The following is a 14,702-nucleotide window of genomic DNA, read 5'->3' as shown; positions in this document are numbered from 1 at the left end:
ATAGGTTATTTAGATTATATATAAAGGTGGGGGGTACACTGATTGAATGGAATATCGTAAGAAAGTATTCCATGAGAATCGTGAAATCCGTGCCTTTATTTTATTTTTGTAAAACTGCAATAATTTATAGGCTATGAATAAACTACTACTCTCTCTCTTATTGTCTTCTACCCTCATCGGTGGAGTGCAGGCACAGAAAAAAGAAAACTACTACGTGAAGCATGTTGAATTTGCTCAAGATGCAACGCTCGAACAGAAAGTCGATATGGCAGCGCGGCTGGTGCCCACTCCGCAACAATATGCCTGGCAACAAATGGAACTGACCGCTTTCCTTCATTTCGGTATCAACACTTTTACCGGACGTGAATGGGGAGACGGAAAAGAAGATCCCGCACTCTTTAATCCTTCAGAACTCGATGCTGGACAATGGGTGAAGAGTTTGAAAAATGCAGGTTTCAAAATGGTTATTCTGACCGCAAAACATCACGACGGTTTCTGCCTGTGGCCTACAGCTACAACGAAACATTCCGTAGCCTCTTCTCCTTGGAAGAACGGACAGGGGGATGTCGTAAAAGAACTCCGGAAAGCCTGCGATAAATATGATATGAAGTTCGGCGTCTATCTTTCTCCGTGGGATCGGAATGCGGAATGTTATGGAGACTCTCCCCGTTACAATGAATTCTTTGTCCGTCAATTGACGGAATTGCTCACCAATTATGGTGAGGTGCATGAAGTCTGGTTCGACGGGGCGAATGGCGAAGGTCCGAACGGAAAAAAACAAGTGTATGACTGGGACGCTTTCTATAAAACCATCCAACGCCTTCAACCGAAAGCTGTGATGGCGATTATGGGAGACGATGTCCGTTGGGTAGGAAATGAAAGAGGGCTGGGACGCGAAACGGAATGGAATGCCACCGTACTGACTCCGGGAATTTATGCCCGCTCGACAGAAAACAACAAACGTCTGGGTGTCTTTAGCAAAGCGGAAGATTTAGGAAGCCGCAAAATGCTGGAGAAAGCTACGGAATTATTCTGGTATCCTTCGGAAGTGGATGTGTCCATCCGTCCGGGATGGTTCTATCATGCGGAAGAAGACGCGAAAGTGAAATCCTTGAAACATCTGTCGGATATTTATTTCCAGTCGGTAGGATATAACTCCGTGCTTTTATTGAATATACCGCCCGACCGCAAAGGCTTGATTAATGAAGCGGACGTGAATCGTCTGGAGGAATTTGCAGCTTACCGTGAACAGATATTTGCCGATAACCGGGTGAAGAAAGGGAGAAACTACTGGAATGCCATTTCGGGCAGTGAAGCCGTTTATTCTTTGGAACCGGGTTCGGAAATTAACTTAGTGATGCTTCAGGAAGATATCACAAAAGGACAGAGAGTGGAGTCTTTCGTTGTAGAGGCTTTGACTGATAACGGTTGGAAAGAAGTAGGCAAGGGTACGACAATCGGATATAAACGTATGCTGCGTTTCCCGGTCGTGAAAGCCAGTCAGTTACGGGTGAAGATTGACGAATGTCGTCTGACTGCTCATATTAACCAAGTGGCCGCTTATTATGCAGCTCCTTTGCAGGAAGTGGTTCAGGGTGAAGATTGGAATAATCTGCCTCGTGCCGGCTGGAAACAAGTCGCTGATTCTCCGTTGACGATTGACTTGGGCAAATCGGTGACATTAGCCAGCTTTACTTATGCCCCTTCGAAAGCGGAAGCGAAACCGACGATGGCTTTCCGTTATAAATTCTTTGTGAGCATGGACGGAAAGCACTGGAAGGAAGTTCCTGCCAATGGTGAGTTCAGTAATATCATGCACAACCCGCTGCCGCAAACGGTCACTTTCGGCCAGAAAGTACAGGCGCGTTATATTAAGTTGGAGGCTACTACACCTACCGCAACAACCGCGAAAGTAGGAATGGATGAAATAGGAGTGATAACAACTCCCTGATGGGATTGTTATCGCTGAAAGATATGCTTAGAGAATAGCAGTGAAGACTGGCAGTCCCGATTTCTAGTGAATCGGACGCCAGTCTTTTTTTCTAAACCAAATGAAGCTTTTGCTGTTATTAATAAAAAAGGACAGAAGTTATGCTTGTACTAGATTTAGGAAAATGGATGAACAAAATCCTGATAGATTGGGGAATAGACCCGACAGTTGCCGACCGTTTTGATGAGACTATTATTGCTGTGCTGATGATAGCAATTGCTATCGGTCTGAATTATCTCTGCCAGGCGATTCTTATAGGAGGAATGAAGCGGTACACCCGTCGGAAACCGCACCTTTGGAATACGTTGCTGATGAAGCGCAAAGTGTTTCACAACCTGATTCATACGGTTCCGGCTTTTCTGGTTTATTCTTTACTGCCAATGGCTTTTATTCGTGGCAAGGACTTATTGCTTATTTCCCAGAAAGCTTGTGCCGTTTACATAATCTTTTCTTTGCTGTTGGCCATTAATGGGATTCTATTGATGATAATGGATATCTACGACGGGAAGGAGTCAATGAAGAACCGTCCGATGAAAGGATTCATTCAGGTGTTGCAGGTGCTTCTGTTCTTTGTCGGTGGAATCATTATCATTGCCATTATTGTGAATAAGTCCCCAGCCAGTTTGTTTGCGGGATTAGGGCTTCGGCCGCCATACTGATGCTGGTATTCAAGGATTCCATACTAGGATTTGTGGCGGGGATCCAGCTTTCCGCCAATGATATGGTTCGTCCGGGCGACTGGATAACGCTTCCTTCCGGTGCTGCCAATGGCACAGTGCAGGAGATTACTCTGAATACAGTCAAGATTCAGAATTTCGATAATACGATTTCTACCGTTCCCCCTTATACCTTGGTTAGCAGCCCTTTCCAGAACTGGCGGGGAATGGTGCAATCAGGAGGACGAAGGGTAATGAAGAATATAACCCTGGATTTGACTACGATCCAATTCTGTACGCCCGAAATGCTCGACCGTTATCGGAAGGAAATCCCTTTGATGGCGGATTATCAGCCTGAAGAAGGTGTAGTACCTACCAATTCCCAGGTTTATCGTGTATATATCGAGCGTTATTTGTGCAGCTTGCCTGTGGTGAATCAAGATTTGGACTTGATTATCAGCCAGAAAGAAGCCACGATGTATGGAGTACCTATTCAAGTTTACTTCTTCTCCCGAAACAAAGTTTGGAAAGAATACGAACGTATCCAGTCGGACATCTTCGACCATTTGCTGGCAATGGTTCCCAAGTTTGACTTGAAGGTTTATCAGTATTCGGATTAATATAACAAAATTCGTTTTATAATGTCCGGAATCGTTTGTATTTATGCCTGTTTTCACGTATCTTCGTCTAGTGATTCATAAAAAGCCGATAAAAAGATGAAATATCCTATTGGAATACAGAGCTTTGACCGCCTTCGTGAAGACGGTTTTGTTTATGTAGACAAGACTGCCTTAGTTTACAACCTTGTGCAAACGGGTTCAATCTATTTCTTGAGTCGTCCCCGTCGTTTTGGGAAGAGTCTGTTGGTGAGTACACTTGCCTGTTATTTTCAGGGGCGGAAAGAACTTTTCGACGGACTGGCAATTGCTGACCTTGAAAAAGACTGGTTGCAATATCCTATTTTCCGCATTGACTTTAACGGTGGGCCATACACCCAACCGGGAGTGCTCGAAGCAACTATCGAAGGGTATTTAGGCAATTGGGAAGACATCTATGGCAAAAATCTGAACTATACTACCACAGGTGACCGCTTCAAGGAACTGCTCCGCCGTGCTTATGAACGGACAGGGCAGCGTGCGGTAGTACTGATTGATGAATATGACAAACCAATTCTCGATGTGTTGGATACCGGAACTTACACCTGCAACCATGTAGGAGAGAAACTTTTGCTTGAAGACCATCACAGGGAAATTCTGAAATCTTTTTATTCCACCTTCAAAGGAGCTGACGAATACTTGAAATTCGTACTGTTGACGGGAGTTACGAAATTTTCGCAAGTAAGTGTGTTCAGTGGCTTCAACCAACCAAAAGACATTAGTATGGATGAACGCTACGAATCACTATGCGGAATCACTCAGGAAGAATTGGAGAAATACTTCGCAGAACCCATCTCGCGATTGGCAACTAAATACGAATGTACGGTGGAGGAAATGAAGGACTGGTTGAAACGGCAGTACGATGGCTATCATTTTAGTACGAACATGGCCGCCATCTATAATCCGTTTAGCATACTTAATGCCTTTGATATGAATGAAATCCGTGACTACTGGTTCGCCACCGGTACCCCGACTTATTTGATACGTCTGCTACAACACAGTCGCGAACAGATGAATGAACTAACAGGAAAATTCTACGACCCAACTATGTTATAGACTACAAAGCGGATGTGGAACAGCCCCTACCAATGATTTTTCAAAGCGGATACCTCACAATCAAGGAATATAATAAAAAAATGGGAACCTATCTGCTCGATTTCCCAAACAACGAAGTACGGAAGGGATTCTTGTCTGTATTAGCAGCCAATTATATGAAGCCGAAGAGTAAAGAAGTGACGAGTTGGATAACAGATGCCGTGATGGACCTTGAACGCGGTGATACAGATGCGTTCCGCCGTTCCCTCACCTCTTTTTTGGCAAGTATTCCCTATGACTCCCACGGCTCGTTGAAAGATATAGATATAACAGAAAAGCATTTTCAATACACTTTTTATCTATTGCTTCGACTGATAGGCGTATATTGCACCGCCATCCATTGCGAGGACCGCCAAAGCTACGGACGGGTGGATTGTACGCTGGAGATGGAGGATTACGTCTATATCTTTGAATTCAAAATGGATGGAACAGCACAGGAAGCTCTGGAACAAATAGAGAAGACTGGCTACGCCAAGCCTTATCTGGCAGACAAACGAAAAGTGATTTGCATCGGAGTGAACTTCTCATCTGTCACACGGACAGTAGAAGACTGGGAAGAAGTTTCTATCGTATGAGAAATATCATAATTATTTTCCAAGATATATTTGTTGTTCATTCATTATTATAGAAAGAACTAACGAGACGGTACTTTATTAATATAAAATCAGCTCGAAGTCTGCATAAATAGGTAAATGGTCGCTGACACCGCCTTGATACTTCATCCCCTTATAAGTGCGGAAAGGTTCTTTATCACCATATTTTTCGTCATCTTTCAGTAAAAAGGGGAGAAGGCATACATTTGCTTTTTCTTCGCTGGTGAAAAAGTGATTTGATTGATTTAATAGAGTGCCTGATACAATCAAGTGATCGAGTAATCCCCATTCACCACGATATTTGTAAGAACCGAAGTCTTTTGATTTAGCTTTCCGGGCGAGTAGGTGATATAGTTTTAATGAGGAGGGGGCAACTGTTGAGAAGTTGGTGGAGCCGGTTGTTGAGGCTAGATTATTGGTAGTAACAGGAGGTGCTTCAGCTTCCAATATTTTCTGAATAGATTGATTGGTCGGGTAATCGTTGAAATCCCCCATAATAATGACTTGCGGAAGAGAACGAATGTTCATGATGCTATCAACTTCCATACGCAGAGTGTGAGCTGCATATAAGCGATAGGGTTCCGATTCTTTGGCTCCACCCGAGCGGCTGGGGAGGTGGCAGACAAATACGTCGAGCGTATCTCCCGTCAGTAGAAGTCCGCTGACGTGTAGCAAATCTCTTGTCGGGCGGTATTGCTTCAACGGAGGGATGGAAATGGAACGGGAAGATAATAGTTTGAATAAATCCCGTTGATAAAGCAAGGCTACGTCAATTCCTCTTAAATCAGGGGAGTTGGTCATTACATAACGATAACTAAGCTCTTTTAAAGGAGAACGGCGGGTCAGGTCACGAAGCACTGTATCATTTTCTACTTCACATAATCCGACTAATGCAGGCGGACTCCATTCACCAATCGCCGTAATTACACGGGCAACGTCAACCAGCTTTTTCTTATATCTGCTATAATTCCAATGACGCATCGCGTTGGGAAGAAATTCGTGATCGTTCTTTAAACTGTCGTGGTGTGTATCAAACAGGTTTTCTATGTTCCAACTTACAACGCGGAAAGGGATTCTTTCTTGTTGAGAGGGGACTTGTGTGTCGTGATAGCCTTGTCCTCGTGAGAATCTTGTGCGATAACATAAGAAGGAGCAAAGAAACTTACGGCTATTAAATTCATTGCAAAAAAGAGCATGGCAACAGCTACTCTCTTTTCACTGTTACCATACTCTTCTTTATGTTGACTTATCTGTCTGTTACTTCTTGGCAGGAACATGTGCCAAGATATCCAATAGATGTTTCCAGAATTTCTCAACGGTAGGAATAAGCATCCGTTCGTCAGGAGAGTGAACACCTGTCAGTGTCGGTCCGAAAGAGATCATATCCAGCGTTGGATATTTATCAAGGAACAGGCCACATTCCAATCCTGCATGAATGGCTTTAACTTTCGCGTCTACACCAAACAGACGCTTGTAAGATTCAACAGCCACTTCGAGGATAGCCGAGTGGGGATTCGGTTTCCATCCCGGATAACCTTCGCCAAACGTAACATTGGCTCCCGCCAGTTGGAATACGGCACGAACCGTGTTCGCCATATCGTTGCGTGCGGATAGTATCGAGCTCCGCTGACTAGTTTCAATGCGGATGACATGATTCGGCTTCATCTTGACAGATGCCAGATTGGTAGAAGTTTCCACCAGTCCGGGAATATCCTGGCTCATGGCGTATACACCGTGAGGAGCTGCATACAGAACTTTTAATAAACGGGTAGTGGTATCCTGGTCGATAGCCGTCTTGCGGGGAGTTTCCGATTCGAGAACCAACTTTAAGTCGGGCTCTACAACGGATAATTCGTCTTCCATTTCGCTGGTGAAGATATTTAGTTCGGTGCGGACATCATGTTTGGCATCTTCGGGAACAGCACAGATAGCGTATGCCTCGCGGGGAATAGCGTTGCGCAGGTTACCACCGTTGATTTCACAAAGATACAGATCATGCCTGCCAGCCATGCGTGAAAGGAAACGGTTCAGTATTTTGTTGGCATTTCCCCGTCCCAAATGAATATCACCACCGGAGTGACCGCCTTTTAAACCTTTCACTTCCACCTTGAAGAAGAAATATCCGGCAGGAACTTCCACTTCCTTATAAGTAAATTCTGCAACGGAGTCAATACCTCCGGCACAGCCGATAAAGATTTCCCCTTCATCTTCCGAATCGAGGTTCAGAAGAATATCACCGCTCATAAAACCTTCCTGCAGGGCGAAAGCTCCGGTAAGCCCCGTTTCTTCGTCTACGGTAAACAGACATTCCAACGGACCATGTTCAATGCTGTCGTCAGCCAGAATAGCCAGCTCGGTAGCTACACCGATACCATTGTCGGCTCCGAGGGTAGTGCCTTTGGCTTTCAGCCATTCACCGTCAATTTCCGTTTCGATGGGATCGGTGAGGAAGTCATGTTGAACGTCATTGTTCTTTTCGCACACCATGTCGATATGTGATTGCAATACGACGGTTTGAAGATTTTCCTTTCCCGGAGTAGCGGGTTTTTTAATCAATACGTTGCCGGCTTCGTCCACCTTGGTTTCCAGGTTATGTTTTGCTCCGAATGCCTTCAGGTAGGCAATCATTTTCTCTTCCTTCTTCGAAGGGCGTGGCACTTGGCAGATTTCTTCGAAATACTTGAATACGCCAGCCGGCTTTAAGTCTTTTTTTTCCATGCTGTTTTTATTTTATAATAGGAATAGAAGGGCTGTTTTCGCTTCTTCTATTGCTAAATATGGTTAATTTGATTGACTTATCTGAACTCATATCTCATTAAAGCCTATCTTTGCACTCACAAAATTAATAGAAATGGTTGAGACTATACTGATAACTTTGTTAATAGTTGCTATTTCCCTGGTATTATTAGGGGTGAAAGTATTCTTTACGAAGGGTGGAAAATTCCCGAATGGTCATGTGAGCGGGAATAAAACGTTGCGTCAGAAAGGAATCGGATGCGCACAGTCGCAGGATCGCGAAGCACAAAAGAAACCGCGTTTTTCTATTGATGAGTTGGAAAAAGCCTTGAACGATAGTATGAATTAAATTTATTAAAAACAATACTTATTAATTATGAATAGAATGAACTACCTCATGAACGGTTTGGCTGCTCTTGCGTTTATCGTTTTATTTTCACAATGTGCTGGCAAAACTGACAATCAAACTACAAGTACTCCGGCACAGGCTAATGCCGAACTGTCAGGAATGAAAATTGCCTATGTTGAAATAGATACGCTGCTTGCCAAATACAATTTCTGTATTGACTTGAATGAGGCGATGGTAAAGAAGAGCGAGAACGTTCGCATGACATTGAATCAGAAGGCTACCTCTTTGAACAAGGAAAAACAAGATTTCCAGAAGAAAGTAGAAAACAATGCTTTCCTGTCACAAGATAGAGCGCAGCAAGAATACAACCGTCTGGTGAAGTTGGAACAAGATTTGCAAGAGTTGAGTAACAAACTTCAGAATGGTTTGATGGAAGAGAACAACAAGAATAGCTTGCAGTTCCGCGATTCTATCAACGCTTTCCTGAAAGAATATAATAAGACTCACGGATATAGCCTGATTTTCAGCAACACAGGTTTTGATAACCTGCTTTATGCTGACAGCACTTTTAATATCACAAAAGAAATTGTTGACGGGTTGAATGCAAGATATTCACCTGTGAAGAAATAATAGTGAAGGATAAAAAATAAACGTTCCGTTTCCTGATAAAAAGGACGGAACGTTTTCAATATTTTTTTCGATTTCCGCCTGTTCAAGACTGTAAAGCTATGAACAGGCTTTTTTTATGCCCTTTCTTTTTCTTCTTCCTGCGGAATACGGAAAGCAGTGTAAAGTTCGAGGATAGCAGCAATCGTGAGGCAGGCAATCCATTCATTGCCTCGGGTGGTAAACATAAAGGCTCCAGTCAGGATCAGCGCCAATGCTCCGAATATCTGCTGAACGCGTAGGCGTTTCAGTGTTTTGCCTTTTCCTTTGACAGGCGTGTTCACTTGTGCCAATGCGAAAAGTCCGGCTCCGATAGTATATATGTAAGGAGCATAGATCCATCCGGTGATAAATACAGCAGCTCCGGTGAGAGCCATGATGGCGCCTACGACAAAAAGGGCGGGTACTAATTGTTTCATTCTTTAATCTTCAAAAACGTAAATATCTTCGTTGGGTTTCTTCATCAGATACTTTTCACGGGCGATCTGCTCGATGGCGTCCGGATTGGTCGTTATTTCGTTGAGACGCTTGGTGTTCTCTTCGTAATCTGCCCGATATTTTTCTATCTCTTCTTTCAACTGGCTAATCTCCCGTTCATATCCGAAACGACGAACTAGGCTGTTCTCGTCCAGAAAGCCAATGATAACAGCAAACGCAACGACCGTAATGAGATACTTTCGTCTGCGTATGAAACTCCAGATACTGATTAGTTTACCCATAATTTCTCCTTTTAATATCCGCAAAGATAAAACTAATAACTTAAAAACTTATCGCTTTAGCTTCAAAACTTCTCTCTTTATCCCTTATTACATCTCACTTTTTTTGTGTACATTTGCAGAGTAAGCGAAAACAGGCTTCACTCGGCATAGTTCAAGCTAGCTTGACTCTGCTCTCATTTGCACTGTTTTTGCAGAGTAAGCGAAAATTCAAAAAAACAGAGAGAATCCCGGATATGGAAAACTATATTGTTTCAGCCCGTAAGTACCGTCCGTCCACGTTCGAATCGGTGGTAGGACAGCGGGCGTTGACTACTACGCTGAAAAATGCAATTGCTACCCAAAAGCTGGCTCATGCTTATTTGTTTTGCGGACCACGTGGGGTAGGAAAGACCACTTGTGCGCGTATCTTTGCCAAAACCATCAATTGTATGACGCCTACTGCCGACGGAGAGGCTTGCAATCAGTGTGAGTCATGTGTAGCTTTCAACGAACAGCGATCATACAATATTCACGAACTCGATGCTGCTTCCAACAATTCGGTAGATGACATTCGCCAGTTGGTGGAGCAAGTACGCATCCCGCCGCAGATTGGTAAGTATAAGGTATATATCATCGACGAGGTGCACATGCTTTCGGCATCTGCTTTCAATGCGTTCCTGAAAACGCTGGAAGAACCTCCCCGTCATGCTATCTTTATCCTGGCTACGACGGAGAAGCATAAGATTCTCCCTACCATTCTTTCCCGTTGTCAGATTTATGACTTTAACCGGATAAGCGTGGAAGATACGGTGAATCATCTGTCGTATGTTGCTTCGAAAGAAGGAATCACGGCGGAGCCGGAAGCACTGAACGTGATAGCTATGAAGGCAGACGGTGGTATGCGTGATGCTTTGTCTATCTTCGACCAGGTTGTAAGTTTTACCGGAGGAAATATCACCTATAAGAGTGTGATTGATAATCTGAACGTTCTTGATTATGAATATTATTTCCGTCTGACGGATTGTTTCCTCGAAAACAAGGTAAGTGATGCTTTGTTGCTTTTCAATGATATATTGAATAAAGGCTTTGACGGAAGTCATTTTATTACCGGATTATCGTCTCATTTCCGTGACCTGTTGGTGGGGAAAGACCCGGTGACATTGCCTCTACTGGAGGTGGGAGCGAGCATACGCCAACGCTATCAGGAACAGGCGCAGAAATGTCCGTTACCTTTCTTGTACCGGGCCATGAAGCTTTGTAATGAGTGTGATTTGAATTACCGCATCAGCAAAAATAAGCGTTTGCTGGTAGAACTGACCTTGATACAGGTTGCACAGCTTACCACCGAGGGGGATGACGTGAGTGGTGGGCGTGGCCCTACGAAGACCATAAAACCCATATTCACACAGCCTGCCGCAGCTCAGCAGCCGCAGGTCGCTTCTGCAACCCAGGTTCAGCAGGCTTCCCTTCATACGTCTCCGTCTTCAGTAACAACACAGGCTGTTAATGGCACTACTGTCCGGCATCCGCAAGCATCTGCAGCAGTGCAACCGGGAGCATCAGCTTCTTCTGGTGCGGCTTCGTCTGCTCCGTCGCAAGGAGCGGGAGTTGCCCCGACTGTCAAGGAAGAACGGAAAATTCCGGTGATGAAGATGTCTAGTTTGGGCGTGTCTATCAAGAATCCGCAGCGCGATCAGACAACGCAGAATACAGTTACCACTCATGTTCCCAGAGTACAGCAACCGGAAGAAGATTTTATTTTCAATGATCGGGATTTGAATTATTACTGGCAGGAATATGCCGGTCAGTTGCCGAAAGAACAGGATGCTCTTACTAAACGTATGCAGATGCTCCGTCCGGTATTGCTTAATAACTCAACGACTTTTGAAGTGGTAGTTGATAATGAGTTTGCTGCAAAGGATTTTACAGCTTTGATTCCTGAATTGCAGAGTTATCTTCGTGGTAGGCTGAAAAACAGCAAAGTGGTGATGACAGTGCGGGTAAGTGAGGCTACGGAAACAATACGTCCTGTGGGACGTGTCGAGAAATTCCAGATGATGGCTCAAAAGAATCAGGCGTTGATGCAGCTGAAAGATGAGTTCGGACTGGAGTTATACTAATGTACTTACTTCTATCGGATTACCATCTTCCAGGAACGAAGGCTTTTATCTATATCGGATACCGGTATGAAAATATGGTCTATACTTTTGATTTTTTATCTTAATGTAAACGTTGATTCATACGGTCTTCGTATCCGTCTGAAGATTTTTTTCCCGGCATGACAATCCACAGGATTATATATATGATTACTCCGGCGAAAGCAGTGAAGAATGTAGCTAATATATACACTATTCTTAGTAAGGTAGGGTCCCATCCGAAATATTCGGCTATTCCGGCGCATACACCTGCGATCATTCGGTTGGAAGAACGGGTTAATTTCTTTTCATTTTCCATGATGTACTTTGTTTTAGTGCGAATACTATACAAATATAAATAATATCATTGGGATAATCGAATAAAATCGGCAGATTATGGCAGAAAAGTATGGATACCCGGTCATGAAACAACAACGGGAAGGCAAGGGGAGCAATCCATAAATGCTAATCTGGGCGATATATAAAAATGCAGCTTGTTTATTTATTATAGGAGCATTTTTGTATTTTTGTAGCCGCTTAATAAAAAACAGGAAAGAGTAAATAAGCGTTGTGAAAGTCAAATGATGCATAATACGATAAACTCACTTAAAGCCAAGTCAAACATGAGCAATAGTTCCATAAATGAACTGTTTGCTCATAGCTCTTTATTGGAACTGCCCAAAAACATATCCTAACGTCCTCTTTCCAGAATGATAAAAACTTTTATTTCATTGAAAAAGGTATAGCACGCTCATATTGTGTAATTAACGACAAAGAACTCACCTCATGGTTTAGTACAGAAGGAGATATCGTTTTTTCGACGAACAATTTTTATGGGAACCAACAAGGGTACGAATATGAAGTTGTTCAGTTATTGGAAAATACGGTATTATATGCCGTGCCGATAAAAGATTTAGAAAAGCTGTATCAGACTAATATAGAAATAGCGAACTGGTCAAGGATTTTGCATCAAGAGGCTTTTATAATGAATGAAAAGCGTTTAATTTCAAGACTGTATAAGTCAGCGGAAGAACGATATATAGAATTGTTGCAAACACGTCCGGATCTCTTCCAAAGAGTAAATTTGGGTTATATTGCATCTTTTTTAGGCATCTCTCAAGTTACGTTGTGCCATTTGAGGAACAAGATTAAATAATAGGGTTGTTTCGTTTCCTTCGCATTGCTTTATTCTGCTTTTTTAAGTAGTTTAAAAAAAATGTCATACCATTGTCCTAACTTTGCAATTGAAAAAATTGAATACCAAATGAAAAATGTGAATCATATAGTATGGGCTGATTTAATTCGTGTGATAGCCATTTTAATGGTCATCTGTATCCATTGTTCAGACCCTTTCAATGTTTCTCCTGAAGCTCGTTTAAATCCGGAGTATAACTTATGGGGGAGTATTTATGGAGCTTTCTTGCGTCCGTGCGTACCGTTGTTTGTGATGCTGACAGGAATGTTATTATTACCGGTAGAACAGGAAATCGGACAATTTTATAAAAAAAGGATGCTTCGTGTAATAGTCCCTTTTATTGTATGGTCTTTATTATATAACTTGTTTCCGTGGTTTACGGGTATTTTAGGGCTGAATAATTCTGTTTTGTCTGAAATGTTTGCGTATGCAGGAGAGTCTCCAAGTCAAACTTGGGATAGTTGCTTGCATAATATTCTTATGATTCCTTTTAACTTCAATACATATACAGTTCCTTTATGGTACATATATATGTTGATAGGATTATATTTGTATATGCCTTTTTTTTCTGCATGGCTGAAACAAGCAACAGAGAAACAAATGAAAATATTCTTATCCGTTTGGTTTATCACATTATTTCTGCCTTATTGCCAAGAATATATATCCAGCTATATAGGAGGTACTTGCGCTTGGAATGACTATGGCACTTTATATTATTTTTCAGGTTTTAGCGGTTATCTGCTTTTAGGCTATTATTTGAAAGACAGAAACAAGTTGTCGATGAAAAAGACTGTTGTTTTATCTCTTATTCTTTTTAGTGTCGGTTATGCCATAACGTATTATGGATTCAGGAATATGACTTCACAACCTGATATTACAGAGCGCCAAATGGAATTATTCTTTTTATACTGTTCGCCCAATGTCTTTTTAATGACGGTTGCCTGGTATTTATTAATTCAAAAAGTAAAGGTAACGTCTCCCTTAATTATATTAGCCTTAAAGAATATAACAAAATGTGGACTGGGCATCTATATGGTACATTATTTTGCTGTAGGAATAGGTTATTTAGCGATTGACAGAATTGATTTACCTATATTCATGCGTATTCCAGCGACAGCTTTATTTGTGTTTATCGTATCGTGGTGTATAGTTGCATTATTTTACAAAGTGCTGCCTAAGGCTGCGAAATGGATAATGGGATAGTTTAGTTTTGCTACATAAATGTAAAACAGATAAAAGAAAAAAGGGAGCAGTCCGAAAATTAAGGGGAGTGATTTGGGGCAATCACATTCTTAAAATAGATTCATTCTTGCACGTTTTTGATTCTTTTCACCACAGAGGACACGGAGGGCACAGAGGTGAATTTGTTTTATGACTTATGGTTGTGACCCTAATTTTGATGCGTAATCCTCCTACCATAAAGTTGAAAAAACATGAAAACATCTGCCACCTGCAACGAAAAGCGTGTAATGTACTAGTTGATAAATAGTTGGAGCGTTGCAGATACCTGCGGCAGATAGGTTGCAGATAAAGTATCTGCAACACAGTATAAACCTTACATAAGCTAATTCTCCAGGAGGGCAAAAGTTTATTGTATACATTGACTTCCCGTTTCCAGGCGGGGAACTGTCGTTTCCTGTATTAGAAATTACAGTTTCCACGGCAGGAAACGAGAGTTTCTAAGGCGGGACACTACAGTTTCTACGTAAGGATACTGTCGTTTCCCCGTAGAGACCACAAATTATCCATAGAGTCACCCCAATTATCCCATAGCTTTGCACAAAGGAATCAAGGCTTTTTCTTTGATTATATAACGTGTTGCAGATACTTTATCTGCAACCTATCTGCCACAGGTATCTGCAACGTTCCAACTATTTATTAACTAGTGTATTACATGCTTTTCGTTGCAGGTGGCAGATGTTTTTATGTTTTT

At 42.4% G+C, this 14,702-nt stretch carries 9 protein-coding genes and 4 pseudogenes; 8 read left to right on the top strand and 5 right to left on the bottom strand.

Annotated elements, in window-relative coordinates; genetic code table 11:
• Nucleotides 1–133 precede the first annotated feature (133 nt).
• The 3 genes and pseudogenes from DXA05_RS09605 to DXA05_RS09595 all read left to right on the top strand — a co-directional run bounded on the left by DXA05_RS09605 (nt 134) and on the right by DXA05_RS09595 (nt 4,972).
• Nucleotides 134–1,951, top strand: a complete 1,818-nt coding sequence (locus DXA05_RS09605) for an alpha-L-fucosidase (RefSeq protein WP_128859109.1) — start codon at nt 134–136, stop codon at nt 1,949–1,951.
• A gap of 140 nt (nt 1,952–2,091) precedes the next feature.
• Nucleotides 2,092–3,266: pseudogene (locus DXA05_RS09600) on the top strand (mechanosensitive ion channel family protein).
• A gap of 96 nt (nt 3,267–3,362) precedes the next feature.
• Nucleotides 3,363–4,972: pseudogene (locus DXA05_RS09595) on the top strand (AAA family ATPase).
• A 78-nt stretch (nt 4,973–5,050) separates the two neighbouring features.
• On the opposite strand, the pseudogene DXA05_RS09590 reads toward DXA05_RS09595, so the two are convergent.
• Nucleotides 5,051–6,267: pseudogene (locus tag DXA05_RS09590) on the bottom strand (endonuclease).
• A complete protein-coding gene (locus DXA05_RS09585; protein WP_087322395.1) occupies nt 6,248–7,708 on the bottom strand; it encodes an aminoacyl-histidine dipeptidase in 1,461 nt (486 codons plus the stop codon). The pseudogene DXA05_RS09590 and the gene DXA05_RS09585 overlap by 20 nt, the downstream one beginning before the upstream one ends.
• Before the next feature lie 133 nt (nt 7,709–7,841).
• Here DXA05_RS09585 and DXA05_RS09580 point away from each other — a divergent pair, with 133 nt between their 5' ends.
• Nucleotides 7,842–8,075, top strand: a complete 234-nt coding sequence (locus tag DXA05_RS09580) for a hypothetical protein (protein ID WP_008026083.1) — start codon at nt 7,842–7,844, stop codon at nt 8,073–8,075.
• 27 nt (nt 8,076–8,102) lie between these two features.
• Nucleotides 8,103–8,705, top strand: a complete 603-nt coding sequence (locus tag DXA05_RS09575; RefSeq protein WP_032812121.1) for an OmpH family outer membrane protein — start codon at nt 8,103–8,105, stop codon at nt 8,703–8,705.
• A 113-nt stretch (nt 8,706–8,818) separates the two neighbouring features.
• On the opposite strand, the gene DXA05_RS09570 is transcribed toward DXA05_RS09575, so the two are convergent.
• Together DXA05_RS09570 and DXA05_RS09565 are read right to left on the bottom strand one after the other, a co-directional pair.
• Nucleotides 8,819–9,160 carry a hypothetical protein gene (locus DXA05_RS09570; RefSeq protein WP_004316221.1) on the bottom strand — a complete coding sequence of 114 codons (342 nt, stop codon included), beginning with the start codon at nt 9,158–9,160 and terminating at the stop codon, nt 8,819–8,821.
• A 3-nt stretch (nt 9,161–9,163) separates the two neighbouring features.
• Nucleotides 9,164–9,460, bottom strand: a complete 297-nt coding sequence (locus DXA05_RS09565) for a septum formation initiator family protein (protein ID WP_004316220.1) — start codon at nt 9,458–9,460, stop codon at nt 9,164–9,166.
• Between the two features lie 233 nt (nt 9,461–9,693).
• Here DXA05_RS09565 and DXA05_RS09560 point away from each other — a divergent pair, with 233 nt between their 5' ends.
• Complete coding sequence (locus tag DXA05_RS09560) at nt 9,694–11,559, top strand: DNA polymerase III subunit gamma/tau (RefSeq protein ID WP_128859108.1); 1,866 nt, start codon at nt 9,694–9,696, stop codon at nt 11,557–11,559.
• Between the two features lie 100 nt (nt 11,560–11,659).
• Here the strand turns inward: DXA05_RS09560 and DXA05_RS09555 are convergent, their stop codons facing one another.
• Entirely contained in the window at nt 11,660–11,893 is a 234-nt protein-coding gene (locus DXA05_RS09555) for a PspC domain-containing protein (RefSeq protein ID WP_128859107.1), read from the bottom strand.
• Nucleotides 11,894–12,197: 304 nt separating this feature from the next.
• On the opposite strand from DXA05_RS09555, the pseudogene DXA05_RS28345 reads away from it, so the two are divergent.
• A pseudogene (locus DXA05_RS28345) lies at nt 12,198–12,730 on the top strand (Crp/Fnr family transcriptional regulator).
• 60 nt (nt 12,731–12,790) lie between these two features.
• Nucleotides 12,791–13,972 carry an acyltransferase gene (locus DXA05_RS09545; RefSeq protein WP_083444190.1) on the top strand — a complete coding sequence of 394 codons (1,182 nt, stop codon included), beginning with the start codon at nt 12,791–12,793 and terminating at the stop codon, nt 13,970–13,972.
• The last annotated feature ends 730 nt before the right edge of the window (nt 13,973–14,702 follow it).

The organism is Bacteroides sp. AM54-2NS (assembly GCF_003602935.1).
GTDB classification, from domain to species: Bacteria; Bacteroidota; Bacteroidia; order Bacteroidales; family Bacteroidaceae; genus Bacteroides; species Bacteroides xylanisolvens.
The sequence above is the reverse complement of the archived record's forward strand: the minus strand, read 5'-3'. Positions and strand labels throughout refer to the sequence as shown.

Excerpts from the sequence above, each read along its gene's own strand:
- DXA05_RS09555 (WP_128859107.1), bottom strand. The coding sequence starts at position 11,893 with ATGGAAAATGAAAAGAAATTAACCCGTTCTTCCAACCGAATGATCGCA.
- DXA05_RS09560 (WP_128859108.1), top strand. The coding sequence starts at position 9,694 with ATGGAAAACTATATTGTTTCAGCCCGTAAGTACCGTCCGTCCACGTTC.
- DXA05_RS09575 (WP_032812121.1), top strand. The coding sequence starts at position 8,103 with ATGAATAGAATGAACTACCTCATGAACGGTTTGGCTGCTCTTGCGTTT.
- DXA05_RS09565 (WP_004316220.1), bottom strand. The coding sequence starts at position 9,460 with ATGGGTAAACTAATCAGTATCTGGAGTTTCATACGCAGACGAAAGTAT.
- DXA05_RS09545 (WP_083444190.1), top strand. The coding sequence starts at position 12,791 with ATGTCATACCATTGTCCTAACTTTGCAATTGAAAAAATTGAATACCAA.
- DXA05_RS09585 (WP_087322395.1), bottom strand. The coding sequence starts at position 7,708 with ATGGAAAAAAAAGACTTAAAGCCGGCTGGCGTATTCAAGTATTTCGAA.
- DXA05_RS09570 (WP_004316221.1), bottom strand. The coding sequence starts at position 9,160 with ATGAAACAATTAGTACCCGCCCTTTTTGTCGTAGGCGCCATCATGGCT.
- DXA05_RS09605 (WP_128859109.1), top strand. The coding sequence starts at position 134 with ATGAATAAACTACTACTCTCTCTCTTATTGTCTTCTACCCTCATCGGT.
- DXA05_RS09580 (WP_008026083.1), top strand. The coding sequence starts at position 7,842 with ATGGTTGAGACTATACTGATAACTTTGTTAATAGTTGCTATTTCCCTG.